Annotated in this window: 23 protein-coding genes; 9 read left to right on the top strand and 14 right to left on the bottom strand. The window is 50.2% G+C overall.

Features of this window, described 5'->3' with window-relative positions; all coding sequences use genetic code 11:
• Positions 1–206 precede the first annotated feature (206 nt).
• The 5 genes from FN808_RS16025 to FN808_RS16005 all read right to left on the bottom strand — a co-directional run bounded on the left by FN808_RS16025 (position 207) and on the right by FN808_RS16005 (position 6,880).
• Positions 207–2,261, bottom strand: a complete 2,055-nt coding sequence (locus tag FN808_RS16025) for an LVIVD repeat-containing protein (protein WP_221930083.1) — start codon at positions 2,259–2,261, stop codon at positions 207–209.
• Positions 2,262–2,320: 59 nt separating this feature from the next.
• Positions 2,321–2,965, bottom strand: coding sequence for a DUF305 domain-containing protein (locus FN808_RS16020; protein WP_142715627.1), 645 nt, complete (start codon positions 2,963–2,965; stop codon positions 2,321–2,323).
• 308 nt (positions 2,966–3,273) lie between these two features.
• Entirely contained in the window at positions 3,274–4,323 is a 1,050-nt protein-coding gene (locus FN808_RS16015) for a glycosyltransferase family 4 protein (protein ID WP_142715626.1), read from the bottom strand.
• An 8-nt stretch (positions 4,324–4,331) separates the two neighbouring features.
• Positions 4,332–5,246, bottom strand: a complete 915-nt coding sequence (locus tag FN808_RS16010; RefSeq protein ID WP_142715625.1) for a sulfotransferase family protein — start codon at positions 5,244–5,246, stop codon at positions 4,332–4,334.
• Positions 5,247–5,482: 236 nt separating this feature from the next.
• Positions 5,483–6,880 (bottom strand): PQQ-dependent sugar dehydrogenase, encoded by a 1,398-nt coding sequence (locus FN808_RS16005; RefSeq protein WP_142715624.1) that lies wholly within the window; start codon positions 6,878–6,880, stop codon positions 5,483–5,485.
• Between the two features lie 268 nt (positions 6,881–7,148).
• On the opposite strand from FN808_RS16005, the gene FN808_RS16000 reads away from it, so the two are divergent.
• Positions 7,149–7,619: an aminoacyl-tRNA deacylase gene (locus tag FN808_RS16000; protein WP_142715623.1), complete on the top strand. Its 471-nt coding sequence runs from the start codon at positions 7,149–7,151 to the stop codon at positions 7,617–7,619.
• 160 nt (positions 7,620–7,779) lie between these two features.
• On the top strand, positions 7,780–8,286 hold the full coding sequence (locus FN808_RS15995; protein WP_142715622.1) for a cupin domain-containing protein: 507 nt from the start codon (positions 7,780–7,782) through the stop codon (positions 8,284–8,286).
• Positions 8,287–8,288: 2 nt separating this feature from the next.
• On the opposite strand, the gene FN808_RS15990 is transcribed toward FN808_RS15995, so the two are convergent.
• The gene (locus FN808_RS15990; RefSeq protein WP_185958452.1) at positions 8,289–9,704 is read right to left on the bottom strand and encodes an FAD-binding oxidoreductase; all 1,416 of its coding nucleotides are present in this window, start codon (positions 9,702–9,704) and stop codon (positions 8,289–8,291) included.
• Between the two features lie 333 nt (positions 9,705–10,037).
• The gene (locus FN808_RS15985; RefSeq protein WP_142715621.1) at positions 10,038–11,162 is read right to left on the bottom strand and encodes a nickel-binding protein; all 1,125 of its coding nucleotides are present in this window, start codon (positions 11,160–11,162) and stop codon (positions 10,038–10,040) included.
• 268 nt (positions 11,163–11,430) lie between these two features.
• On the opposite strand from FN808_RS15985, the gene FN808_RS15980 reads away from it, so the two are divergent.
• Complete coding sequence (locus FN808_RS15980; RefSeq protein WP_142715620.1) at positions 11,431–11,991, top strand: YeeE/YedE family protein; 561 nt, start codon at positions 11,431–11,433, stop codon at positions 11,989–11,991.
• 46 nt (positions 11,992–12,037) lie between these two features.
• Positions 12,038–12,445 carry a DUF6691 family protein gene (locus tag FN808_RS15975; protein WP_142715619.1) on the top strand — a complete coding sequence of 136 codons (408 nt, stop codon included), beginning with the start codon at positions 12,038–12,040 and terminating at the stop codon, positions 12,443–12,445.
• Between the two features lie 18 nt (positions 12,446–12,463).
• Here FN808_RS15975 and FN808_RS15970 read toward each other — a convergent pair whose 3' ends face one another.
• Entirely contained in the window at positions 12,464–13,066 is a 603-nt protein-coding gene (locus tag FN808_RS15970) for a TetR/AcrR family transcriptional regulator (RefSeq protein ID WP_142715618.1), read from the bottom strand.
• A gap of 189 nt (positions 13,067–13,255) precedes the next feature.
• Between FN808_RS15970 and FN808_RS15965 the strand changes: the two genes are divergently transcribed.
• Positions 13,256–14,350, top strand: coding sequence for a class I SAM-dependent methyltransferase (locus FN808_RS15965; RefSeq protein ID WP_221930082.1), 1,095 nt, complete (start codon positions 13,256–13,258; stop codon positions 14,348–14,350).
• A gap of 14 nt (positions 14,351–14,364) precedes the next feature.
• On the opposite strand, the gene FN808_RS15960 is transcribed toward FN808_RS15965, so the two are convergent.
• The 3 genes from FN808_RS15960 to FN808_RS15950 form a co-directional block, all read right to left on the bottom strand.
• Positions 14,365–15,435 (bottom strand): flavin monoamine oxidase family protein, encoded by a 1,071-nt coding sequence (locus FN808_RS15960; protein ID WP_281280785.1) that lies wholly within the window; start codon positions 15,433–15,435, stop codon positions 14,365–14,367.
• Positions 15,436–15,443: 8 nt separating this feature from the next.
• Positions 15,444–16,010 (bottom strand): dihydrofolate reductase family protein, encoded by a 567-nt coding sequence (locus tag FN808_RS15955; protein WP_142715616.1) that lies wholly within the window; start codon positions 16,008–16,010, stop codon positions 15,444–15,446.
• 277 nt (positions 16,011–16,287) lie between these two features.
• A complete protein-coding gene (locus FN808_RS15950; RefSeq protein ID WP_142715615.1) occupies positions 16,288–16,635 on the bottom strand; it encodes a nuclear transport factor 2 family protein in 348 nt (115 codons plus the stop codon).
• 332 nt (positions 16,636–16,967) lie between these two features.
• Between FN808_RS15950 and FN808_RS15945 the strand changes: the two genes are divergently transcribed.
• Positions 16,968–17,918, top strand: coding sequence for an NADP-dependent oxidoreductase (locus FN808_RS15945; RefSeq protein ID WP_142715614.1), 951 nt, complete (start codon positions 16,968–16,970; stop codon positions 17,916–17,918).
• Positions 17,919–17,945: 27 nt separating this feature from the next.
• Here the strand turns inward: FN808_RS15945 and FN808_RS15940 are convergent, their stop codons facing one another.
• Both FN808_RS15940 and FN808_RS15935 read right to left on the bottom strand, forming a co-directional pair.
• Complete coding sequence (locus FN808_RS15940) at positions 17,946–18,290, bottom strand: DUF6122 family protein (protein ID WP_185958451.1); 345 nt, start codon at positions 18,288–18,290, stop codon at positions 17,946–17,948.
• A gap of 263 nt (positions 18,291–18,553) precedes the next feature.
• Positions 18,554–19,873 carry an APC family permease gene (locus tag FN808_RS15935; protein WP_246068377.1) on the bottom strand — a complete coding sequence of 440 codons (1,320 nt, stop codon included), beginning with the start codon at positions 19,871–19,873 and terminating at the stop codon, positions 18,554–18,556.
• Between the two features lie 544 nt (positions 19,874–20,417).
• Between FN808_RS15935 and FN808_RS15930 the strand changes: the two genes are divergently transcribed.
• From FN808_RS15930 to FN808_RS15920, 3 genes are all read left to right on the top strand, one after another.
• Positions 20,418–21,413: an aldo/keto reductase gene (locus FN808_RS15930; protein WP_142715613.1), complete on the top strand. Its 996-nt coding sequence runs from the start codon at positions 20,418–20,420 to the stop codon at positions 21,411–21,413.
• A gap of 531 nt (positions 21,414–21,944) precedes the next feature.
• Positions 21,945–24,194, top strand: coding sequence for a catalase/peroxidase HPI (gene katG / locus FN808_RS15925; protein ID WP_142715612.1), 2,250 nt, complete (start codon positions 21,945–21,947; stop codon positions 24,192–24,194).
• Positions 24,195–24,877: 683 nt separating this feature from the next.
• Positions 24,878–25,285 (top strand): nuclear transport factor 2 family protein, encoded by a 408-nt coding sequence (locus FN808_RS15920; RefSeq protein ID WP_142715611.1) that lies wholly within the window; start codon positions 24,878–24,880, stop codon positions 25,283–25,285.
• Between the two features lie 271 nt (positions 25,286–25,556).
• On the opposite strand, the gene FN808_RS15915 is transcribed toward FN808_RS15920, so the two are convergent.
• The gene (locus tag FN808_RS15915) at positions 25,557–26,849 is read right to left on the bottom strand and encodes a PAS domain-containing sensor histidine kinase (RefSeq protein ID WP_185958450.1); all 1,293 of its coding nucleotides are present in this window, start codon (positions 26,847–26,849) and stop codon (positions 25,557–25,559) included.
• Between the last annotated feature and the right edge of the window lie 55 nt (positions 26,850–26,904).

Below are 26,904 nucleotides of genomic sequence, written 5' to 3'. Positions count from 1 at the left end.
AGCCATGTAATTACAGGAGGAGGGATGCAGTGCAATTTGCGGTTTTACTCAAAATGAAATGCAGAGTCACTGTTTGGGATATAATGCAAGCTGAGGGGGAGGGAAGGCAGCCATTGTCGGGAGTATAAAAGAAAAAAGTCTCCACCAGACCAGAAACAACCGGTCTGATGGAGACTCGAAATAAGCTACGTGCGATGATCTATCTGTTAACGGGCTGCCAGCGCTTCGGCGGCCAGCTCTTCCAGCGTAGTTACAAGTTTTGCAACTTTTTCCGGATCGCTGGATTTATCCGCCTGGTTCTCCAACTCACCAGCGAGTGAACGGAGGATCGTGCGCTGTCGATCACCCGATGCCTGCTCGGCATCAGCAATGCTTTGCCGGCTTGCAGCAATGGTTTCTTCCGCCAGGCTATTCCCTCTTTCCAGCTGGTCAAGATACGCCTTGGCGAGTACGAATGTCGTGGGCCAGTCGTATTTGGGTTGTCCCTGGGCATTCAGCTGTTCAAATGTGACCGTCTCAGCGGCAGCAATCTCATTTTCAGTCAGATAAGGACTGGGTTTCAGCTTGAAAATATCGAGACCGCGGGCGATTTCTGAATTTACGATCACGCCATTGTACCAGTAGACCGACCAGCTTCCCCCCATTTGCATGCGGGTGGAATCAACAGGTCCACGATCATGGAAGGCAATTTCAACCGGATTCTTGGGGTCGGTCCAGTCAAAAATGGAGATCCCGCCCTGATACCACGACTGGACCATGATGTCCCGGTCAGGAACAGGGATCAGGGATCCGTTGTGGGCCACGCAGTTCTCCTGGGCCGTCTGTGGGGCGGGCATTTTGTAGTAGGTTTGGAAGTTCATCTGGTCATCGTCGTCGATGGTGAAAATAGCATTTGCTCCCCATTCCATAGGATCATTTTCACGGCATTTGGGCTGCCCTCCACCGCCCCATTCGTCGGTAAAAAGTACCTTGTCGCCTTCGTTGTTGAAGGTGGCGGAATGCCAGTAGGCAAAATTGGAATCGGCTACGGCATCGACACGTTTTGGATTGGCAGGATCTTCAATATTCAGCAGAAGTCCATAGCCTTCGCAGGCGCCGCCGGCCAGTCCAATCTCAGGATAGAGTGTGATATCGTGACACTGGTTGGGCCCCCGATCCTGCAGCGGATCGTCGCCGCGATCGCCCCATCGCTCCTCAACAATCTGCGGGAGCTGTTTGCGGAGAGCGGCGCTGTCGGCAGCCGTTGGCTCCCCGCTGCCTCCGCGTTCATCGACAATTTCCTGAAGCAGGGAGGACACAATTCTGGAGGGAAGGATACGCTGCTGTCCCCATATTTCGGCAACATAGGCGCCCTCTTTCTTTGCCTGTTCTATTTCCGCCAGATCCTCGGGCGACATGCCGTGTGATGGAGCGGCTTCCAGGTTTTCAAAGATGCGTGGAGAGTTTACAATAGCGGCATCCTCCGGATGAGCCAGGGGCACTTTGATTACCTCGATGCGAAACAGGGCTGAATTGGGATCCTCCTCCGGAAGCGCACTGGAGCAGCCCGGGAGTTCCTCTTCCGGGCGTACCGGAGCAGAACCTGAAACGTAGACATAGACATTTTCCTCATCCCTGGGGTCAGCCAGTACGGAGTGGGTATGCGAACCACGGCACGTCTGGACGTTTGATATATATTCCGGATTTTTAATATCAGAGATATCGAAAATACGGATTCCCCGGAGGCGCTTTTCGCTCACGGTTTGATCTACGCCCTGGGTGCCGCAGTCCAGTCGACCGCCGAGTCCCTCGCCGGAGACAAACAGCAGGTCACCATATACGGATACATCACTTTGTGAGGCGGGACAGACAAAGTCGACCACCAGTTCGGGAGCGCTAGGGTTCGAGATATCCCAGACCATAAACCCATTGTAGTTACCCTGGATGGCATAATTATCCTTGAAGGCAAGGTCAGAGTTGGTTACCCCTACAAAATCTTCGGGGGGTGTTGTCTGTGAAAGCATGTCCAGGTTCCAGATCGCATCTTCTGCATCAAACAGGCCGGCCTTCAGTCCCACCCGGGGATCCGGGCTTGGAGGTTCCACCTCAGTCAGCGGTTTGATCTCCGAGCTTGTGTCTCCACTGGGTGAAGATTCCATCACAGATGAAGAAGCACAGGAGTAGGTAGTCAAAAGTACTACCATGCCGATAATCCAGAAAAGGGATCTGCCGGTCCGACAAGATCCGGTCGTTAGCAGGTGGTGTTTGTAATTGTCATTCATGGGTAGGTTCTGAATTTTAAGTCAATGTTTATGTTGAAGAAAATGCCGTTAAAGATCGCCTAACCTGATTTGGTCAGCCGTTCAAGCATCAGGGTCATTCTGTCGATCTCCGTTCGCTGGTCTACCTGGATATCAGAAGCGAGCTTAAATGCTTCGTTGTCCTGGGCAGCACCGTCAGTGGCAAAAAGGTTTTCAACCATGTATACAGCTCCGGAGTGATGCTCGATCATGTATTTGAGGAAAAGGCGGTCAAACTCCGATCCCTGGGCCTCATCCAGCTCCTGCAGCTGTTCCTGTGAAAGCACGCCCCTCATTTTCCGGTATTTAGTGTAGGGCTTCCCGTTGATTTCAATCATCAGGTCGAGCCCGTCAATCTCAATTTCGGGCACGGGCTGATCCCGGTCGCGCAGCCACTGCTGCATGGAAACAATTTCATCTTTCTGGGCATTAATGATGCGGGCTGCCAGCCGCTGTACGGAGGGACGGGCATTGTTTTCAGGGGCAAGGCGAGACATAACCAAAGCCTGGGCGTGATGGGCTATCATGCCTATCATAAAGTTAACATCGGCCTCGGTAAAAGACATTCGGGCATTTTTGATCCGCTCCCAGTAAAGAGATTCCAGCTCTGAGTTGGTGTCTGAAGGTTCCTGGGTTGATGCCTGTTCCGAGCTTTTGCAGGCTGCGGTGCCGATCAGAAGAACCATGACAGCGAAGAATCGGGGGCTGCATAAGGCTTTAAGGTATTGGCGTATCACGTGTTTTATAGAAAATATTTTTGAAAGGATCCTACGGAATTTATTAGATCCAGTATAAGCTCAATCTCATAGAAATACCAGCGCCTTTTTTTAATAAAATGTAAAGCCCCCCTTCAATTGTGAATTATTTGATGTCAAATAAGCAGGCTGTCTGGCAAGCATGGCATGCACAAGTAAAGCCACAAGAAAAAAGTTTTGCAGAAAATAAGCGGACTGATATGAGTCAGCCGCTATGCCACCGGGAGCGAGCGGATGAATCAGTCGGCCTCCCAGAGATACTGATAAATGCTGTGGGCTGCCTTGTCCCAGGTAAAATGGCGGGCCCTTTCTCGTCCAAGCTCGGTAAGCCGGATCCGCAGGTTCGGGCTGTTGACCAAGGTCATAATACCCTCTCGTATGGCCTGAGTATCAGAAGGGTTTACTTTCAGGGCAGCATCTCCCGATACTTCGTCAAGCGCTGTGGTATTGGAGGTGATCACGGGGGTTCCACAGGCCATGGACTCAATGACTGGCAGTCCGAATCCCTCGAAAAGGGAAGGCAACAGAAAAGCATAGGCGCCTGAGTATAGAGCCGGTAAGTCCTCTTCGGCCACATAGCCGAGCAACCGGGTTTCATCATCAGTAAAATCCAAATCAAGGCGACTGAAATTGGCATTGCTTCCCCCGGCAACAGCCAATACGAAATTCTCGAGTCCCTCTTGGTCTTTGCACCGCTTCCAGGCTTGAATGGTCCGTCCAAAATTTTTCCTTGGATCAAGCGACCCGAGGGTCAGCAGATAGTTGCTGTGGAGATTATACTTGTTGCGAACCCGCTGGATAGCGCTTTCCGGGGCAGGGGTGAAGCGATCGGTATCAACCCCGTTATATACAACCTTGACGCTGTGCGGGGCTACATCCAGGTGGGCACAGATGATACTCTTGGAGAATTCAGAAACCGTAAGAATACCTCTGGCGCGTCTGGCAATCCTGGGAATCAGTATCCTTTTCCAGGTCGCATAGGAAGAAGAAAACCATTCCGGATGGGGGAAGACGGCAATGTCATGCAGGGTTATGTAATGGTTGCGGGCACCGATGGGACCGCTGTTGGCGGGTGACCACAGCACATCCCGATCCCCCATTTCCCGGGGCAGGACCAGCTGCTGCCAGAGGTTACGGCTGATTTTATTGGATGACCAGTAGTCTTCAGGTTCCAGCACCCGGTAGGCATATCCCGCCCGGTCAAAGCCTCTGAGTACTTCTCGCGCATAGCGCTGCACGCCTGTTAGTTTTTGATTCAGAAAATGCCCGTTTATTAATAGTTCTCCCATGCTAATCCTCAGGCTCTCCGCCAGGTGTCCAGGTTGCGGCCGATAAGCTGTGCTGTCTGCTCAGTGTCATCAGCAAACTGCTCGATAAGCTCCCGCCTGAGCTTATCGGGGATGGTGAGATCACTTTTGCGCACATTGACGGCCCGGAACCATTGCAGTGCACGGTGGCTCACCATCGGGGGGATGATTTTATTGATGGTGGCCTTGTATCCCAGTATCCAGTTCACAAAGCGGGAGAGCAACCAGCTGCGGGCCAGCCCGGAAGCATTGCGTTCCTGTTGGGTAAAATCGTAATTGAAAGCCTCCAGGCCCAGCCGGGCGGTGAGTTCGTTAACAACGGATTCGATATTCTCCTTGATATCCTCAAACAGGTATATGTGAATCTGGTCACGGCGGAAATGGTTGAAATAGCGCTGAAGCTGTTGACTGTAGTAGCCCATATGCTGCAGATGCCAGGAAAACTCCCAGCCCTTCTGGATCCGGCTCTGCTCTCGCTTGATGGCCTCTGCAAAGGATGCCCGTTCACGCCCGTCGCGCAGCAGGTGCTTATAGTGTGAAAAAGCCCGCTCCACTGGATTTCTAAGAACGATGATAATTTGACTTTCCGGATTGTAGTCGGCAATGTGGGAGGCAGCTGTTGAGCTGTACAAGTAGGATACAGAGGCGTCAACCTGGTGTGTGTGGGTTGCTTCCGGCCGGTACAAACGGCGGTAATCCCTGAGGGATGCTGTCCAGACGGTGCTGTCGTCACCCGGGCCCTTGCCCGGCTTTACCGGGTCCGAGGAATTGTCAATATTACTGAAGTAATTAGGCTCTTTCACTGCAGGCGTACATACGGCAGGGTGCTGATTGAGTAGATAGTACAGGGCCGTGGTACCCGATTTGGCCGCTCCAACAATAAAAATGTTGTGAAGGTGACTCATGGCAATGGTCTCATGTGCAGTTGCAGATGGTTGTTCCGCGGGCCAAAAAGCCAGGCAAAACAACAAAAAGCAGGAATAAATGACTATTCCAGTACCCCATTAATAACCGGCTCCCAGACAAAATGTTTCGCCGGGGAAGATTGAATGTTCCTGTCAGGCTATGGTTTCCTGTTTTGTGTGTCCCTTCTTCAAAACCAGGTAACAAATGGCTGTATGTAATCTACTCAGGGAATTAATTACTTTGGCGTGATGCGCAATATCATGTCCGGGTTGTTTAAGAGAACGTACAGTACCCCGTTCGGGCTGTGTTCTATGTCGCGGACGCGGCCGTAGTCTTTAAGGATGATTTCCTGATCAACCACGTCATTATTCTGGATGACCAGCCGCCGGAGTTCTTCAAATTTCAGGGCGCCTACCAGCAGGTTGTGTTCCCATTCGGGGAAGAGGGGGCTGTCGCTGAACTTGGCGGGGCATACGGCGATGGAAGGGGTCCATTGCACGACAGGCTGTTCCATACCTGGCTGGTGAGTTTTATCGGAGACCACGGTCCCATCGTAATCAACACCATAGGTGATCGTCGGCCATCCGTAATTGGCTCCCTTTTTCAGGATATTGAGTTCATCTCCCCCCATCGGGCCATGCTCGGTCGCCCAGATATCACCGGTCTCCGGATGTTGGTCAATGCCCTGCACATTCCGGTTGCCAATGGAGAAGATTGCTCCCAGCGCTCCCGGCTGACGGGCATAGGGATTGTCCGGTGGAACAGTGCCGTCCCGGTGGATGCGGTAGACCTTGCCGGGGGCCTGACCTATGTCCTGGGATGCCTCACCGCGTGCCATGTCCCCGATAGAAAAATAAAGATACCCCTTGTCGTCAAAGAGGAATCGGGATCCCCACCGGTTGCCCCGCCGCACCAGCAGCGAGTCGGGGACCTCAAAAAGCGTCTGCTCGTCTGTCCACTGGTGTTCCTGGATCCGGCCGCGAACAATTTTGGTCATCGCCCGGGCATTGTCATCTTCCATATCGTATGGAGTATAACTGAAGGCAAGGTAAACCCAGCCGTTATCCTCATAGTGGGGATCCACGGCGATATCCATATAGCCGCCCGTTCTGAGTTCCTGCGTAGGGGGCACTCCCTTGATCGGCTGCGGGTCGAGTTTCCCGTTCACCAGCTGTCGAATTGTCCCTTTTCGCTCGGTGAACAGGGCATGGTGCTCATCAATGAAGGTGATGCCCCAAGGGGTTTCTATTTCACCTTCAGCCATCTTTTCTATCTGAAGCGTATACAGGTCGGTCTCCACCTGGGAGGGAATCGGACGATCTTCCGAGGGAGGCGTATCCTGCACGCTGATGATATAATCCACGACCGCCTCAACGTCCTTCTCTTCAAGGACATTGCCAAAAGCACTCATTTCGGTGTCCGGGATGCCATAGGTGACATTTTGTATCATGGCCCCGCGGCTTCGCCCGTATTTCCATTCCGACTTGATAAGAGCAGCTGCGGAGTTGCCCTCCAGCTGGGCTCCGTGGCATCCTGCACAGTAGGTCTTGTAAAGCTCTTTACCCGTGTCCTGGGCATGAAGAAGGGTTGTACTGGCTGCTGCAATTAGTATGAGAATCCCGATTTTTTTCACGACGTTTGTCATTTGGTTCTTTTTCTAAAATACTCATCCTTTAACGGCATCGCACTGTTAAAAGATGATAACTATGCACATTGGAAACAATATGAATAGGATATCGGGGAACATAACAATTATTGCATTGATATCCCATGGGTTCTTATTGTGGACTAACACAAGTCAATAGGCGAAATAAGTATGAAAATGAGCAGGATTGGAATGATTATGGTCCGGCTTTAATTTAGGTTAATGATATAGCATATAATTTAATCGGGAGGTTATTATGCCATTAGCTAAGTTGATCAATTTTCTGAATGAATATGACAAAAAGTACGTCGTTATTAAGCATTCTCCGGCCTTTACAGCCCAGGAGGTGGCTGCTTCTGCGCACATACCCGGGAAGGATATGGTTAAAACGGTAATAGTCAAGGTCGATGGAGATATGAAGATGGTGGTTTTGCCCTCTACCCATGACGTTGATTTTGAGTTGATAAAGGATACGGTGGGCGCAACAGAGGTGGAATTGGCATCAGAAGAGGAGTTCAGGGATATGTTTCCGGACTGTGAGGTGGGAGCAATGCCGCCTTTTGGCAATTTCTATGATATGGATACCCTTGTTGCTGAATCGCTTACCGAGGATGAGGAGATTGCATTTAACGCCGGTACTCACAAAGAATTGGTGAAGATGAACTATGCGGATTACGAAGAGCTGGTCGAGCCCAAAATTATGCCCATAGGCGTTAAGAAGTATTAAGTATGCTGGGTCAGCAATATAATCCGTAGCTTGTGGGCTGGATGAAAGCACCTTGCCGGCTTGGCTGAGGAGGATATTAAGCTATAACACTTCGCGTGAACACGCCACGTTTTATCCATTCACAGGCGGTTATCTCTGTCTCATTTTGAGCATATAGATCATGCAGCTGAAAAAAAATTTCTTCGTTGACGACGGCGATATCCCCAACAGTAAATGGCCGGCATTGCTATACCAGGATGTTTTTGAAGCAAGAGGAGCTGATGGGGCATCGTGGCTGGAAAAGCGTTTTGCAGACAACAACTGGACGAATGCCTGGCGGAATGGCGTCTATGACTACCACCACTACCACAGTACCTCGCATGAAGTACTTGGGGTGTATGCCGGCAGTGCCAGGCTACAGCTGGGAGGGGAAAAGGGCAGGGAGATAGAAGTGGTGGCAGGAGACGTGATTGTTATTCCTGCCGGGGTTGGACACAAGAACCTGGGCAGCAGTCCCGATTTCGGGGTTGTTGGTGCTTACCCGGATGGCAGCAGCTACGATTTGAAGATGGGCCGAAAGGGGGAGCGTCCTCAGGCCGACCGGAATATCGCGGCGGTGCCGGTCCCCTCCACCGATCCTTTACAGGGAACGGATGAAGGAGTTCCGACAATATGGGAGAAACCGTAGCCTCAGGGCTTGGGCGTTATGTTCTGGTTGACCCGGAAAAAATTATGGGGATCATACTTGGCCTTCACCTGCTGCAGCCGGCGGTAATTCTTACCGTAAGATGCCTTGATGCGATCGTCGCCTTCTTCCATCATGAAGTTAATATAGGAGGCTCCAGCGCTGTAGGGATGAATCGCCGACCAGTAATCCCGTGCCCAGCTGGTAATTTTTTCATTGTCGCCGGGGTCTGACGCCACACCTGCAATGACCATTGACCAGGTGACATCGCGGTAGCTCCAGGCGGTGTCTTCCTCCGAGGGTTCATGAACCTTTCCGTCTATGGGGTACAGGTGCATGGTTGATTTGGAGGTCGGGACTTCTGCGAACCTGCCGTGTTCTTGTATGGCTTCATCCGACAACTCCCGGATAAAATCGCCTTTCCAGTACCACTGGAGCCCTTTGGGATACAGGCCGTCAAACAACGACTGCAGGGTCGGGTAGGGCATGGGACCTACATGCTCAAACAGGGGCTCCCGGGCATTTCGCGCTGCCTGCAGAAAAGCTTCCGTTTCTTCTTCCGGGGCCAAAGAACACCAGACCAGTCCACAGACCTTTTCCCCGTGAATTTCAGGAGGAAAGGGGTCACCCGGCACTTCGGCCGTCAGAAAGAAAGCGTAGACGTCATTCGGGGCATTGGGAAGGAACTTGCGGTACCAGTGCATCATTTCCTCCGTTTGCTCCACCGGCCAGAACATGGGACCGGCAATAACGGTATCCACAGAATGGAGCTGGTATTTAAAAGCTGTCACAACTCCAAAGTTGCCGCCCCCGCCGCGCAAAGCCCAGAACAGGTCCTCATGCTGGTTATCACTGGCCGTTATGAAACGACCGTCGGGCAGTACCACATCAACTTCCAGCAGGTTGTCAATGGTGAGACCGTGTTTTCGGCTCAGGTAGCCATGGCCCCCGCCCAGGGTTAATCCTGCAATGCCGGTTGTTGATATTACACCACTTACTGTCGCCAGACCGAAAGCATGGGCGGCATGGTCTACGTCTCCCCAGGTGCATCCCGCTTCGGCACGTACTGTCCGTTTCTCGGGGTCCACACGGATGCCTTTCATGGGGGAGAGGTCAATGACCATTCCCTTGTCACAGAGTGACAATCCCGGGCCGTTATGTCCTCCACCGAGTATTGCGGTAAGCAGATTATGCTTTCGGCCGTAATTGACCGAGGTGATTACATCGGCAATATCCCGGCACTGAACGATCAGGGCAGGTTTCTTGTCGATCATGCCATTATAGATCGACCGGCTCTTGTCATATCCCGGCTGACCCGGAGTAAGTACATCACCGCGCACCTGATCCTTGAGTATCTGCAGGGCTTCGTGATCCAGTGTTACTTCTCGCTTGTCCAGTGTTGTCGCTTGTAATGAGTCCATTTTATGCTACGTTTAAAGGGTTGCTGTTTTATTTAAAGAATGTGGTTGATCGTTTTCCCGGCTTCTTTTGAGTCCTGCCTGTTTGCACTTATTTTCGATAAAGCCAGCGCTGGTGGTTTTATCAAGCACTCCAGATGACCTTGACATGGTCCATAATCCCGGTAAGTACGGCTTGAATTGCCATGAATGAGGAGGCGGCTCATCAATGCTCATTTTCCGAAGCAACGGTGACGAATTCAGCATGTATTGTTTACTATAGTTATGGTACAAACGGGGGAAGACCTGGTCTACCACATTTCATTCAAATGATGAAAAAAATGATTCAGTGCGGACCTAATTGACGATATCGCGGTAGGTGGAGGGGAGAACTTTGAAACGGTTGCGAAAGCATTTTGAGAAGTAGGAGGGGTTGTTGAATCCGGTCTCAAAGGCAACCTGTGCGATGTTTCCCTCTTTGTTTTCGATACAGTGCACGGCCTGCTTCAACCGGATTTCTTTTATGAATTCGGTGGGGGTCTTGCCGGTCAGGGAAGTTATTTTCCGGTATAACTGGGATTTGCTTGTTCCTAGCTTTCTGGACAGTTGGGCACTTGTCAGATCTTCCTTGTTCCAGACTTTGTCCATCACATCCATCAGGGTGGTGAGAAACTGTTCTTCATCGGGATCAAGGGTCCTTAGGTCCGGGTGGACCGGGGACAATTTTTCCAGTTTCTCTCTTTCATAAAGATTCTGTACCAGGGATGAGGAGACAATCTTTCCATTGGATGCGGTACGGCAGAGGCGTTCGGCCAGCTGGATGGCTTCTTCATAGATATGATCTTTTTGGGTGACCGGGTCGCCGGCGCTTAAGCCGATATCCCAGAACAGGTTACCGATATCGGGGTTATCAGATGCAAAATCGGGGGTGACCCCATTCATTTTCAGGGCTGCCTGTACCGCACTGGAGGTGGAAGAGAAGGAGGTGATCCAGTGATTTTTATTGCTGGTGATCAGCTTGCCATGGTACTGCCGGGTGAGATGGTCGATAAACCGGTTGCATTTTTTGAACAGCTCATAGCAGCCCGAGATTCCCAGCTTGGTTTTCAATATGACGGCTTCATGCAGCTCCAGAACCATAATGGTTCGCAGGGCCGGTTCACTGTAAAGAGATGCGGATTCGGCGGAAAGGTCACTTGAATCCGGGTCGTCAATATGTCCCAGGAAACTTTCGACAAGCCTGCTGTCAACCTCGATGATATTAACGGGAATCATCCCATGGGAGTGGTTGTGCAGAGCTTCCACAGACTGCCTATCCGGAGCCTTAATAAGGCAAAAAGCCACCCCGCGCTCCTCATCAAACCAGTAGGTGAGGGCTTTACAGTCAAACTGCTCCTGTACTTCAAGATCCTTTTTATGTCCTTCGGCCACATCCATTGCCGTCACACCGGGCATAACATGTCGGTCCATGTAAATAGGCATAAGCCCCTCGCGTGTTCATCTATCAAAAAAGAAAGTTTCCAGGTGTTAACTGTTTTAAAATCCTTATCCCTAAATAGATGATTTTATTAGATAAGTTAACAGGAAGGTGTTAAAAGTAAAACCTTTTTATTGTAAATTGCATACCTGGAACAAGACGATCTCACCCTGAAAGACGGTGATAGCATGGCCGGGACAGGGAAAATTTTGGGAATCGTCTCAGTTATGTATATTTGTTGGCAATGTAGAAATAAAAAAAGTGAATAACACAATGGTTGATTTTTTAATCCAGCCCTGGCCCTGGTATGTTGCAGGCCCGCTTATAGGACTTACGGTACCGCTGCTGCTGTTTCTCGGCAATAAAACATTTGGTGTTTCATCCTCTCTGCGCCATTATTGTGCTGCCTGCATGCCTGCGGGTATTTCCTACTTCGAATATGACTGGAAAAAAGCAGGCACCTGGAATATCCTGTTTGTAGCAGGAGCCTTTCTGGGCGGTTTCCTCGGGGGATATATTTTTGAAAACCCTGAGCCGGTGCAAATCAGCAGCGAAACGGTGACGGCCCTTCGTGAAGCTGGTATCACAAGTTTTCAGGGGCTGGTACCTGCTGATATTTTTAACTGGGAAAACCTGCTGACACTGCAGGGGCTGACCTTTATGGTGCTGGGCGGCTTCCTGGTTGGTTTCGGTGCCCGATATGCCGGTGGGTGTACCTCCGGGCATGCAATTTCCGGAATTGCAAACCTGCAGCTACCTTCGGTTGTTGCCGCTGTCGGCTTTTTCATTGGCGGACTGCTTGTCACCCATTACCTGCTGCCGCTTCTTTTATAACAGAATCCCAGTCGAGTTCAACTGTTCCTAAATCAGCAAAGTTAGTATGCGTTACTTACTTACAGGTGTTTTTTTTGGCTTTATCTTGGTAAAATCGGAAGTGATTTCCTGGTTCCGTATACAAGAGATGTTCCGGTTTGATGATATTCATATGTATGGGATTATAGGAAGTGCGGTTCTTGTTGCAGGAGTATGTATCCAATTCATCAAACGCTGGAAGATGCGCGACATCGATGGAAACCTGATCACCATTGCTCCCAAAGACAGCAGCCAGTACAATCGGTATATTCTGGGAGGCATAATCTTTGGCATGGGATGGGCCTTGACCGGAGCATGCCCGGGGCCCCTTTATACGCTGACGGGTACCGGCCTCTGGATATTTGCGATCCCCCTGACGAGTGCCATCGCCGGTGCATGGATGTACGGACTGCTGCGTGAGCGCCTGCCTCATTAGGCATTGGTGTTACTTTTATCAGGGATTGAACAACAGCTGCAGGTAGCTGTGATAGTGCGAGAGCTGACGGGCGATCGTTTCCGGCTCTTCCACCGACTGTGAGAGTACAAAAGCGCCTTCAAAGGTCACGAGCAGCATGTCGGCCAGACTGGAAAGGTCGACCTCCCGATCGGGCGGGTAGGTATCCGCCACTTCCTCCAGTTTGTCTTTCACGCGTCCCCTCCACCGTAGCATCCACCGGTGGATGATTTCCAGGATCTGCTCATCAAACAGCTCTGACTGGTACAGGTAGGAGGCGAACAGGCAGCCGGGATAGGGTTCGCTCAGCGCATTCATTTCCTGCTCGAAAAGCTTTACAAAGATAAGCATCTGCTGCAGTGGGTCGTCACTGAGTGCTTCGGCTTTCTCCATGTTATTTTCCAGGTGTTGCGCGTCGGCTTCGGCGTATCGCATGACCAGGGCATGTGCCAGGTCCGCTTTGCTTGAAAAATAGTGAAAGAAGGCTCCCTTGCTGACGCCTGCACGCTTAATGATGGCATCAACGGTAGTCCCGCTGAAGCCGTTGTCCAGGATGAGGGACTGGGCCGCATCCATGATATTGGTTTGGGTATCATTTTCCATAGATGCCAGTATAACATACTATTTGGTCTGTTTCAATGGGAATGCCCGGTTTGTTTACCATTGGTTCTCCATTCTTTAGGTCAAGAAAAATTAAATAGTTCAATATAAATAACTAAAATAGTTGCATTTGATGCTTATTGTTTATTAACATACCAACCAGTTGGTATTTAAAAATAGGAGGATTGAATAATGTGTAATACAGCAATAACGATGCCGCAGACGGCAAGTAAAGAAACAGGATTTGATGAATGGTTTGTAACAGCTATCAATAGTGGAGCCCTTATGCTGATGATCTCAATAGGTCATCGTTCGGGGCTGTTTGATGTGTTGGCTGACCTGGAGTGGACCGACAGCCGGGTACTGGCGGAAAAAGCGGGTTTGAATGAACGCTACGTGCGGGAATGGCTGGGGGCCATGACCACCGGCGGTGTTACGGAAGTCAATGAGACCGGGGAATACCGGCTTCCCCCGCAGCATGCGCAATTCCTCACCCGCAAGGAGGGTGGTGAAAACCTGGCTGCTTTTGCCCAGTATATCGCTGTGCTCGGAAATGTGGAGGATGATATCCTGGAATGCTTCTACAATGGGGGAGGGGTTCCATACGAGAAGTATCCACGATTTCATGAAGTGATGGCCGAAGACAGCGGCATGACGGTTGTCGATGCGCTCGAGGACCACATATTGCCCCTGGTTCCGGATATTTTCACCAAGCTGGCCGATGGTATCAGGGTCCTGGATTTGGGCTGCGGAAGAGGGAAAGCCCTGATGAAGATGGCAGCGGAATTTCCCAACAGTGATTTCCATGGAATGGATATCTCAGAAAAAGCCATTCAGTGGGCCCGAGAAGAGGCCGCTCAACGAAAATTGGACAACCTGTCCTTTGAAATCAGGGATGCCAGTTTGTTTGACCGCACAGCTGAACCCGGGGTCTATGATTTTGTAACTACCTTCGATGCAGTCCATGATCAGGCTGACCCGCTGGCCGTACTGAAGGGTATTCGGCGGACACTGAAACCGGGGGCAGTGTACCTGATGCAGGATATCCATTCGACCAGTCATGTAAGTTCAGACCTCGACCACCCGCTGGGACCGCTGCTGTATACGATATCATGCATGCACTGCATGTCGGTATCACTGGCCCAGGGCGGGGCGGGTCTTGGCGCGATGTGGGGACGTGAGAAAGCCCGGGAACTGCTGACGAAAGCGGGTTTTGATGATATTTCCATTCATCGGCTGGACCACGATATCCAGAACGACTATTATATCATGACCAAAAGTGCCTGAGGACGAAAGCTGGTTTACGGGAGCATAGGCCTGAGCCGGCCGACGGCTGTCTGGGCACTCTCCACTGCACCATCCATATACCCGGGAAATGCAGTGGCCGTTTCTGAACCTGCCAGGATCAAACGGCCGTTGAAAATAGGTTCCTGAAATACCGGGCTTCCGTTAAGCTGGTGGGGAATGACCGGCTCATCATAGGCTGCGTAGGTATGAGGTTCTTCTCTCCATACGGTTTCGTGGTATGCGTTGTAATCATCAGCCTTGTCCCCATAAAACCGGTTTAACTGTTCAAGCAGCCTTTTTTTCCGATCCTCCCTGGAGACAGAGTGGAAGGCCCCATCCATAAAACCCTTGAGGGCAAAGCAGTTTTGACTGTCACTGGAATGATCGTACATCTCATCCACGGGGCCTACATTGCTGAAAATGGTACCGCTTGAGGTGGGCTGTCGCCAAAAAGGCTCATCAAAGGTCAGGGCCACCTTGATGGATTCGGCCATCCAGGTGTGAGTACGGCTTGCGGTATTACGGAGCGGGTCCGGCAGGGAGGGTGTAAATTTGAGGGTCGAAAGGAGTTTAGGCGGGAGGGTGCTGACGATGATATCAGCCCGGTAGCTGTTGCTGCCGGTTTCTGCCAGCAGTTGGTTGTCATCCTTCCGGATCGACTGCACTGTTTCCCCTGTGATGATGGTTCCCTGTGCAAGATGATCAGCCAGGCTCTGAACAAGGCGGCCGGAGCCGCCATCAATACGATAAGAGGGTTCCTCGTTGGGGGGGAGGGTGACCAGCTGCGGAGGCGACGTTGACATGGGCTCATAGAATCCCCGGTCACCCATATACTGTTCATAGATGCCAATATCCAGTTCTTTCAGTAAGGCTGTGAGGTGGCGGTGTTTTCTGCCCAGCCAGGTGGCACCCATCTCGATGGGGGGCTCTCCCTCATTGCGCAGGGTGTGAATACGGCCGCCCAGCCGATTCCGTGCTTCAATGATAGTTGTGTCCAATCCTTCTTTCTGAAGGTAGTAGGCTGTTGCCAGTCCACTTAAACCCGCACCGATGATAAGTACGTCTGTTGTCTTCATATATTTGATAAAATTGTTTACGCCACATTGTCCGGATACTGCACTTCATAGTGCAGCTCCACAAAATTTTGGCCAAAGGTTGTTGCTGAAATCAGTTTAAGAGAAGGGGCTGTTATGGTACGCGGAAGCAGCGGTATGCCTCCGCCGAGGGTCACTGAGGTTACCTGGATAATCAGTTCGTCGAGCAGTTGCTGGTCAAAAAACTGTCCGGCCAGCTCCCCACCCCCCGCAATCCAAATGTTGCTGTCTCCCGCCATACGGACCATTTGCCGGTATACAGGGGTAATATCGCCGCTGACAAAGTGAATATCTGCCCCATCCACGGCAGGCAGGGAGCGGGAGGTGAAGACCCAGACCGGCTGCTGGTACGGCCAGGACTGTGATTCTTCTGTGTCTGCATGAACCTGGTGACGGAGAATCCATTCATAAGTGGCGGATCCCATTGCGATGGCTCCCACGTCACGAATGAAATCCGGATAGCTGGTTTCCTCCACATCCCCGAACTGGAGCAGCCAGTCCAGTCCGTGGTCTTCGGTTGCGATGTAGCCATCCAGGCTCGAGGCGGCGTAGTATCGTACGTTCATGGAGCTAGGCTAATGTTATTGTTTCGTTCGGGTTGCTTTGGTGTTGGAGTAAAGTTCTTACAGCACCTAATTATGTACAGCATAGCCGGAGGCAGTGGAATGGTCCACAGGGAAAAGACAGAAAAGCGAATTACTACTCGCGGTACATCTTGGGCCACAGTCTTGGCAATGATGATCCTTCCGGCATAAAGTCGAAAATAGGTATTACTGTAAAAGGTTTAGCAGTTCAGACTCAGGCCATGCCAATCCGAAGTTTTGCATTCCGGCTTACCTCCGGTCATTTTTCCACCTGGTAGGTTGTCAGTTGTTTTATAATGCCGTTTTCAAACTCGAAAACATCACAGAACATGGCATTGAGAAACTCACCGGATTTCATCTGGCTTTTAACGTTGCCTTCCGCTACGACTACGTCGTTTTCTTCGGTAAGCCTGCTGATCTCGATGACCGGACTGCCAACAAAATTCTCGTTCTGAATTTCATTATCAAACTCCTTCTTGCCTGACAGGTGAAACATTCCGGGCATGTACCATGTGACATCGTCGGCAAGACAGGAGAGAATGGTCTCATGGTCGCTCTTTTCGAATCCTTTCATGTAGGTCATGACGATCTTCTTATTATGTGTCATAACAGTGATTGTTGGAGATTGTATTTAAGTTGTGCCTAAAAAACCTGAAATGCCCCAGGTTTCTGCATCCCCCTGTAATTAGAGGGGAATTCTGTCATCCAAGCACAACCTCATCTGTATCTTACGATTTATGAATGGCCGAAGCAAGGTTCTGAGTCCGAACGGTGCATTGATATTCTCGACTTCCCGGGAAGGATCGTACGGGGGGCTTTTCCAACAGCCGGTATTCTGGATGAGACGCATTGTCAGTAACATCAAGGAAACGTCCCCATGCCATTAGACGTTATGGGTGATGAATTATTAAAGTATCACTTCCAAGACAACAAATTATTATGAGTTCACAAATGCGTGCAGCCTATTTTGAGGAATTTGGAGAGTTGGATCAGATTAAAACCGGAACACTGGAACGACCTGAGCCCGGGGAGGGCGAAGTCCTGGTCCGGGTGAAAGCAGCCGGGGTGAATCCCGTGGATGCTGCTGTGGCGCGCGGAATGCTTAAGGATGCCATACCTGCCCGGTTTCCAGTCATTCCTGGTTGGGATGTGGCCGGGGTGGTGGAAGAGCAAGGGCATGCGGCCCGGAGGTTTGAAGAAGGGGACGAAGTCTATGCCTATGCCCGGCGTCCCACGATACAACATGGCACGTTTGCAGAATATATAGCCCTGCCAGAGGCCTACCTGGCCCGCCGCCCCCAGAATGTCACCATGGAAGAGGCCGGAGGTATCCCCCTCGTGGCACTCACGGCCTACCAGGCACTCTTCGAAGCGGGGGATCTGCAGGAAGGGCAGGTACTGCTGGTTCTTGGAGCTTCCGGCGGGGTCGGGAGCATGGCCATTCAGCTGGCAAAATCGATTGGTGCCACCGTCATTGGTGTGGCGAGCAAACGCAATCAAAATTATATGCAGGAACTGGGAGCGGACATAACTGTTGACTACAAGGCCGGTGATGTAGGAGATGCGGTCAGGTCTGTCATGCCCGCCGGCGTCGATTTTATTTTTCACTGTTCGCGGGGCGATTCACTTACCCAGAGCATGGATACGCTGAAAAGTGGCGGACAGCTTGTTTCTATTACCAACCGTCAGCCCGGGGCACCAGAGGATGTCAGCTTCCAGTATGTCTTTGTTGAACCCAATACGGTACAGTTGCAGCATATCCAGCAGCTGGCAGATGAGGGGAAAATAAAGGTACCAATTTCCCGAACATTCAGCCTGGAAGAGGCCGGCCAGGCGCTGCAGGAGATAGAGTCGCTTCATTCCCGGGGGAAAACGGTTATTACACTCTGAATCGGTCGGTTCAGCAGCAAAAAACCGCTATAGCAGGCAGTCTATCCCGTCAAGGGCCATGTGAACCAGCAGACCGAGCCCGAGCAGATGAGGGATGCGTAAGGCAGGCTTGAGTTCCAGAAGTCCAGTTTTGCGCCCCCGGGGGATTGGAACGGCGAACAGAAGGACATAGGCAAGGATGGCTGGCAGGGAATGCAAGGGATGAAAGCCGATTGAACATCGGCTGGGGTCATAGATGGGGTCGGCAAGCAGGTGATCCAGGTCCACAAGCATGGTCGCGATCATCAGGGTCGACGCATATACCCAGCGCTTGCGGTAAAACAATAGGGCAAAAACCGGGGGTACTGCAAAATGTAAAATAATATGGATCATGGGTGTCAGAAGTAACGGGTGTGGTTATTGCCAGCAGAAGTGAGGGAAGGTTTGGCATTGGACCCTGGTTATGCATCGGGCCGCGATGTCAGTTTCCATTTATAGCAGGAGAGTAATTAAAAATCGACAAGCAGGCAAGAAATGGTGCAATGTATTTGACCCAACGCAAAAGGAGAGCCTGTTATAATTTTTTGGGTAAGGCTTTCGTAAGTAGCCCTGAAGGTGTTTAGCCCGTTCATTTGTTTTTTTTGAATGTAGATATGCTATTCCTTGCTGGGGTCCTGCCTGTTTCCCATCAGGTACAACCCTGTACCTATAACGATGAAAAGCGTGGTTAGCCAGATAGAAGTAAAGGTAACCTGGAACATGAGCCAGATACAGGCCAGAATTCCCAATCCCGGGATCAGATAGCCTCCCTTCAAAATAAAACTCTTCTTTACGGTAAGTTTTTTACGCAGCACCGGCACTGCCGCACAGCTGATGATAAACAGCAGCAAACGTGACAGCACAGTCATGGCGGCCAGGGCAGTGAAGGATCCCACAGCGGCCCCGATAAACGCAAAGAAGCCGAAAAAAAGGATTGAGTTGTGCGGAGTTAAAAACCGGGAATGTACATTACCGAACCAGGCGGGCAGGGAACCCTGAATAGAGAGCGCATAGGTGAGGCGGGGAGTCGAAAACATGGTGCTGAATAAATTGCCGGTTACCGAGGTCACCACCCCAATCATTAATATGATAGCCCCGGTATTTCCAAACAATGCTTCAGAGGCATCCAGCAGTGGGGCAGAGGAGGAACCGAGACTAGGGACGGCGGCCTGGGCCACCAGCTGAATGAACATATACAATACGACCACAGAGCCTAAACCGAGCAGCAGGGCCGCGGGCATGTCCCGCTCTGGGCGCTTGGCTTCTCCAGCGGGCACTACGGCCCCCTCAAAACCGACAAAAGCGTAAATTAAAAGCAAGGCCGCCTCACCAAGATCGTCTATGGGCGGGACGGGAGATGCAAAGGACGGATAGACTTCTGAGCCTAACAGAGCCAAACCCCCAAAGACCAGGAAAATCAATACCGAGAATTTAAATACCGTAAATACCGCCAGCGACCGTATGGACTCTACCGAGCCGATTATATTCACGAGGGTGAGCCCACCACAGATCAGGGCCAGTGAAACAAGTCGGCCGATTCCCTCCCCGGCGGGGGCGTAGAAGTAGCCGATGCTGTCGACCAGCAGGACGGAATTCGCTGAAAAAGAGATCATTCGGGCAACATAATAGAGCCATCCGCCCTGAAAACCGATAAAAGAGCCAAAGGCTTCCGTTCCGTATCGGACGGGCCCGCCTGTGCCCCTGAAATAGCTTCCCAGCTCTGCAAAGCAAAGAATGACAGGCAGCATGAGCACAGCACAGATCAGGTAGATCCAGACGCTGTATTCGCCGGCCAGCCGGGCCGCTCCGCTGGGCAGCCCGAAAATGCCGGCGCCGATGAACCCATTGATGACCAACAGCCAGATTCCCCAAAGTCCCAGTTTTCTCGGGAGCTTTTCTTCTTGCTCAGCAGTAGATGAGGTATATTCTTGAATCAAATTAATAAGTTTTGATCGAATTAAAGAGTTGGAAATTCATCCTGAAAATCAATTAACAGCAGTTGCGGGCCAGGGCATATTTTTCGTTAAACCAGTAGCAGCCTTGGCAATGCAACGAAGCATAGTGATCTATAATCACTTAGGCAAGAACTGAGAAGAATGGGGTCGAGGATGGTTGGCCCAAGGTCAAGGGCTCTGAGAAGAAGGCTTGGGAGGTGCCTGTCACGGCCGGTCGAACGCCGACCTATCATATTAACTGCTGAGCAGGCCTCGTTTAGACGCTGCAGTCTCACGGCGACTGTTGAACCAGTCAGGATTACGGTACTGCGTGAGGAGCCCCGGATATTCTTTAACAGTATTTTTGCGGTGGGAGGGTATAGGGGTAGCTGATTAATAGCAGGTCTATTCTGCATGGTCAGTCAAGTCTGCCGTGGCCGTATGTTTATCCGCCGTTTGTTAGGGAGGATAAAAGATCGTTTTTTAAGAACTTATCATCTGTTATTTTATTGGTTGCGTGTTATGGATTTAACTCTAAAAAATTGGGATGAATTACAGAAAATTTGGTGATACCGACCTGGAAGTAAGTGAAGTTGGATTTGGAACGTGGGGAATCGGAGGTCCGGCCATGGCACAGGATGTGCCAATAGGGTGGGGAGAGGTGGACGATGACACCTCGATAAAAGCGCTTAGAAAAGCCTATGAATGCGGGGTTAATTTCTATGACACTGCAGACTTCTACGGTCTTGGGCATTCTGAGGAATTGCTCGGGAAGGTTTTTGGCAATAAAAAGGATGTAATTATTGCAAGTAAAGTTGGACACAGATTGGATGAAAATGATGCGATATATGTGGATTATTCTAAAGAATACATACTTAGATCTTGCGAGAAAAGCCTGAAGCGACTGAACCGGGAGACCATAGACTTTTACCAGTTGCACACCGCTAAACGAGATGACCTGGAAAAGGGGGAGTGCATAGAAGCGATGGAGATGCTGAAGGAGCAGGGTAAAATTCGTTATTGGGGTGTTTCTTTGAATACCTACAACCCCGGTCCGGAAGCCGAATATCTGCTCACGAATGATATTGGAAATGGGTTGCAAGTTGTTCTAAATATTTTGAATCAACGAAGCCTGAAAATCATCGAGCAGGCCGCTGCAAAAGGAATGGGCATAATAGCACGAATGCCCCTGCAGTTCGGGCTGCTGACCGGAAAGTTTGATAAAAATACCCGGTTTGACGAGAATGACCACCGGCACTTCAGGCTTAAACCTGCTATCCTCGAATCTTCGCTGGATGCACTTGAGGAGGTATGGCCTCTGACGAAAAAATACAACATCACTAAAACTGAACTCAGCTTAAGTTTTATATTAAGTTTTGATGGTGTTTCTACGGTCATTCCCGGAATCAAAACGCCTCGGCAGGCCGAGCAGAATACCCGGGGAATAGTGAAGCTTTCAGAAGAGGATCGGGATCTTATATTATCCCTGTTTAAGAAGAAATTTGACAGGCTGGTTGATCAGATGCAGCACAGCGAGAGCTGAGCGGTGCTTATGGAAATGTAATTGGTCACACGGCCATTGACTCCGACAGGGATGAGACGCCGACGGAGCCATATGAAACAGGGGGGCTTCTGAGATTTGAAGGTTGAACGGGCAAGTGCTATTCAGCGTCTGCTTACCAATATAATCATTACAGCTCTGTAGTTACAGTATCTGAGGGCAGATGGTATATCCCCTTTAGGTAATGCCCATCAGATGGTTCCCAGATAGACCCTGCCGGAAATAAAAATGTATAACGCTTACTGGAAATACCGTATGAGAATAAGGTTTGCGGACTCAGGTTCAGCAGGTAATCATGGATTTTTTTGTTAACAGCTGGACCAGGGAGGGGAATGGGAGATGATATCCGGGACCAGCTAAGGAAGTATTATTTTTAATGCAACCAAACATTGATTGTGGTTAAACGGAATAAATACATGTCATAATAAATATCTATCAGGGTAAAATTTATTTCAAGGGTAGTTTTAGTTATTTTGAATAAATAAATAAAAAGAATAAACAACCAGACGTTGCATGGCTAAAAATAACAAAAGTGAGATCGCATCAAACAGTACTGAAAACGAGAAAAAGAATAGCGAAAGCAAGTGCCCGTTTCACAACGGGGCATCAAGGCAAACAGCCGGTGGCGGCACCCAGAATTATGACTGGTGGCCGAATAAGCTGAATCTGGATATACTGCGCCAGCATTCTTCGTTGTCTGATCCGATGGGAGAGGATTTTGATTATGCTGAAGAATTTGAGAAGCTGGACCTGGAGGCTGTGAAAGAAGATCTTTATGATCTAATGACCGATTCACAGGACTGGTGGCCGGCAGACTGGGGACATTACGGTCCGCTCTTTATTCGGATGGCCTGGCACAGCGCAGGTACTTATCGTGTTGCCGATGGCCGCGGGGGCGGAGGAACCGGAAACCAGCGGTTTGCCCCTCTCAACAGCTGGCCTGATAATGTAAGCCTTGACAAGGCCCGGCGTTTGCTCTGGCCGATCAAGCAAAAGTATGGGAAGAAAATTTCCTGGGGCGACCTGATGATTCTGGCTGGTAACTGTGCACTGGAATCGATGGGTTTTGAGACCTTCGGTTTCGGAGGAGGTCGTGAAGATGTCTGGGAACCCGAGCAGGATATCAACTGGGGACCTGAACACGAATGGCTGGCGGACGAGCGCCACGACGATGACGGGAATCTCGAGGGCCGGCTGGCAGCTGACCATATGGGATTGATCTACGTGAACCCGGAAGGACCGAACGGTGAACCGGATCCGGAAAAGGCTGCAAAATTTATTCGCCAGTCCTTTAAGCGCATGGCCATGAACGACGAGGAAACGGTTGCACTTATTGCCGGAGGACACACCTTTGGGAAAGTCCACGGTGCCGCCCCGGAAGAACACAATGGTCCTGATCCCGAGGCAGCCCCCATCGAACAGCAGGGGCTCGGCTGGGCAAACAGCTATGGCACCGGTAAAGGCCCTGACACCATTACCAGCGGCCTGGAAGGGGCATGGACGAATAAGCCTGTTGAGTGGGATATGGGTTTCTTCGAAAACCTCTTCAATTATGAATGGTCGCTGACCAAAAGTCCTGCAGGTGCCTGGCAGTGGGAGCCCAAGGATGGAGCAGGGGAAGGGACTGTTCCGGATGCACACGATCCCTCAAAGAAAAATGCTCCCATGATGCTTACGACGGATCTTGCCCTTAAAGTGGATCCGGAGTATGAAAAGATATCCAGAAGATTCTATGAGAATCCGGATGAGTTTGCCGATGCCTTTGCGCGTGCATGGTTCAAACTTGTTCACCGCGATATGGGACCCAAGGCGCGCTACCTCGGACCGGAAGTTCCCGAAGAAGATCTGCTCTGGCAGGATCCGATTCCGGAAGTTGATCATGAACTGATTGACGATGAGGATATTGCCAGCCTCAAAGAAAAGATCCTTGACGCCGGGCTTACAGTATCTGAATTGGTTTCCACTGCATGGGCATCCGCATCAACTTTCCGCGGATCTGATATGCGAGGTGGTGCCAACGGCGCGCGAATCCGACTGGCTCCACAGAAGGATTGGGAAGTCAACAATCCTGCGCAGTTGTCCAGGGTGCTGGAGACGCTTGAAGGCATACAGGAAGCATTCAATGGTGAGCAGGCGGGCAACAAGAAAGTTTCCCTGGCTGACCTGATCGTACTGGGCGGATGTGCTGCTATTGAGAAGGCAGCTGAGAAAGCCGGTCACGATGTGACTGTACCGTTCACGCCGGGACGTACCGACGCCACAGAAGAGCAAACCGATGTGGAGTCGTTCGAATGGCTCAAGCCGGATGCGGACGGTTTCCGCAATTACTACAAGACCAGGCGCAATGCAACAGCCGAAGAACTGCTGGTCGACAAGGCGCAGCTACTGAACCTGACGGCACCGGAGATGACGGTACTGCTCGGCGGCATGCGTGTGCTGGACACCAACTACGATGAGTCTGACCACGGGGTCTTTACGGATAAACCGGGTACGCTGACCAATGACTTCTTCCTGAATCTGCTCGATATGGGGACAACCTGGAAAGCGCAATCGGAGGAACAGGATGTGTTCGAAGGTCGTGACCGCAACACGGGCGAGGTCAAATGGACTGGTACCCGCGCAGACCTGATCTTCGGGTCCAACTCCGAACTTCGTTCCCTTGCTGAAGTCTATGGATGCGAAGATTCCGAGAAGAAGTTCGTGAAGGACTTCGTAGCAGCCTGGGACAAGGTTATGAACCTGGACCGATTCGACCTGGACTGATTTGATGAGAGCCACGATGCAGGTGGTTCCTGTTTGGAACTAAAATGCAGGTGTGGTCATCATAAAGCCAATGCAGAAAGGCGGCTCCGACCCTGGTCGGTGCCGCCTTTTTTTATGCAGCGTGTACAGGTTCCCTTTGCTGCAGGTATACTTGTGCCAATAGCCGGATTGGATCCAACGGGATTGAAAACGCCATCCGACACCGTGAGGGATGGAGGGTACTAATGCTTTTAAGGGGAGGGGTAATTGAAACGCTCAGCAAAGATCAATTCACTGTTGACTTTGGATCTTATGAAGTTGAAGGCGTCCTTTATTCTCTGAAAAAGCATGATGCGTCGTACTACAAACTCCTTGTTGTCCTCATTTAACCGATCGATGTCCCGGCCGGAAACCAACCGTATGGCAGAAGATTAACTAAACTCAGGAGGCAGACAACAATGGCTCGTATTTGTTTAAGAACCACATGATAAACGTTGGATGCATGCTCACTTTTTGAGATGAAATGACGGGGATCATCCTAAAAGAGTGGCAGGTAATGACTTGGGCATCTGGGAGAGATGGGGTCTATAAATAGTTGTTTTTTATATAATTATATGAATTAATTTTTGGGTGTATTGCCCTTTTTAACGAGAAAATCACTACTATATAATTACACTTTAATTAATAACAGAGAGGGAATAATTATGAAAAACCTGGATTTGGCCAAAACTGGATATAAAAAATTCAGTGAAGGTGATATCGAAGGAGTTCTTGCCATGTTCCATCCCAATATGGAATGGCACGAATGTAAGGGGTTTCCCTTTATCGAGGGCGATGGGGTCTTTACGGGACCCGAAGCCGTGAAAAAAAATGTTTTCAATATGATTCCGGAGTATTACGACAACTTCAGTATTGAAATCGAAGAGCTCATGGAATGCGAAGACCGCGTTATCATGACCGGTTATTACACGGGTACATGGAAAGATACGGGCAAGGAATTCAAAGCCAATGTTGTACACGTATGGACTGTAAAAAATGAAAAACTTAGCCGTTTTTTCCAGGCCGTTGATACCGCCACCATCATCAACCCTGTGAAAGCCAAGGTAATGTAGTGTGCAATTACCTTAATACTGTTCTTCTGTATAAAGGAAGAGAAGGATGATTTAGTGTTAAAAAAGCCTCCTGCAGCCCATGCGGGAGGCTTTGCTATTGGCTTCCCGGAACTGGAGAGAACCATGCGGATGAGAGTGAAAATATGCGTTGCCGGCTGCTGATGTTTTTTTGCTCCCGAGGCTGTGTCGATGGCAGCAACGAAGGCAGAACTTGTACGAGCATCGGGCGGGCAGCAGGATTTAATAACCCAGGAGTGAGGAATGTCACAAATCACAATCCCCAATTCAGCGGAAGGGATAACTGGCTGGGATCATTTATTGTTGACTGATCATAGTTTCTGGGAGGAGATGCCGTTTTTTGCTGTAATATTTCCGGCATGATTGACGGAGTAGTCTTCGTGCTGTTCTTTAATGGAGCAGAAAGTACCGCTTTTGTTCCTGTTCCTAATTCAGACTTGATTTCCAGCCTTCCGCCGAGCAGATCCAGCCGCTCCTGCATGTTGAACAGTCCAAATCCCCCATTGTGGGTGGTGGGTTTCTTTCCTTTCATGCTGAATCCTTTTCCCATATCTTCTACAATAAGCTGTATTTGGCTGTCTTGACGCCTCAGCGTTAACCTTGCTTCACTGACTTCAGCATGTTTGATAACATTAAAGAACAGTTCCCTTGTGCTGTGGTATAGTATTTTGTGCACTTCTTCAGTAAGGGGTTTGGGCTTCCCGTCATCCTCCAGCGTAATTTTAAGCCCGTATTTTTCCATTCGCCGGGCTAACCACAGTAACAATTCCCCTATGTTTTCTTTCTCAAATATAGGTGGAGGCTTCAATTCATTGACGAACTCTCGTGTATACTTGTTGGCCGTTAGGATGATTTCTTTTAGATTCGCAATCTTTTCCGGAATATCGACCTGAGATACTTCTTTTTTGAGTTGGTCTAATTGTATGAGCCCCAAATCCAGCAGTTGTCCCACGTGATTATGAAGTAATATGGCAAGATGATGACGTTCCTGCTCTTTGGTCTGATTCAGTTGATAGGATAAGATTCGAAGTTCATTTTTATAATCCTCCAGCACAGCTGTTCGTTGTTCTATTCTATTCTCAAGAGTTTCATTCATTTCCTGTAATTTTTGTTGGGCCCGGATCTTGTCCGTTACTTCAATGACCATATTAATGACGCCTCTTATCTTACCCCGGGCATCTCGAAGTGGGCTGTAGGTATAATCAAACCAGGCCTTTTCAGGTTTCCCATATCGTATCAGTGTAAATTCAGCATCTTTAAAGTAGCTGGACTGCCCCTTCAACGCCTGATTAATCTGGGGGGAAATAATATTTTGGGCTTCCGACCAAATCTCCAAAAAAGGCTGACCGAGGGCTTCGGTCTTATTACCCAGAAGGGGGCGGTAGGCATCATTATAAATGGTGGTCAATTCCGGGCCCCAGCAAATGGCGATGGGGAATGAGTTCTCAGTGATAAGGTCAACGGTACTGCTTAGTGTGGCAGGCCAATGGTTTTTGGAGCCCAGTGAGGTTTCTGACCAATCCTTTTGGCGGATCAGTCTTCTCATCGTGCCTCCCCCACTTGAAAAATTTTGTGGTTTGTTGAGCATGTCCCCTCCCTCT

This window comes from Fodinibius sediminis, assembly GCF_900182555.1.
Taxonomy (GTDB): domain Bacteria; phylum Bacteroidota; class Rhodothermia; order Balneolales; family Balneolaceae; genus Fodinibius; species Fodinibius sediminis.
The sequence above is the reverse complement of the archived record's forward strand: the minus strand, read 5'-3'. Positions and strand labels throughout refer to the sequence as shown.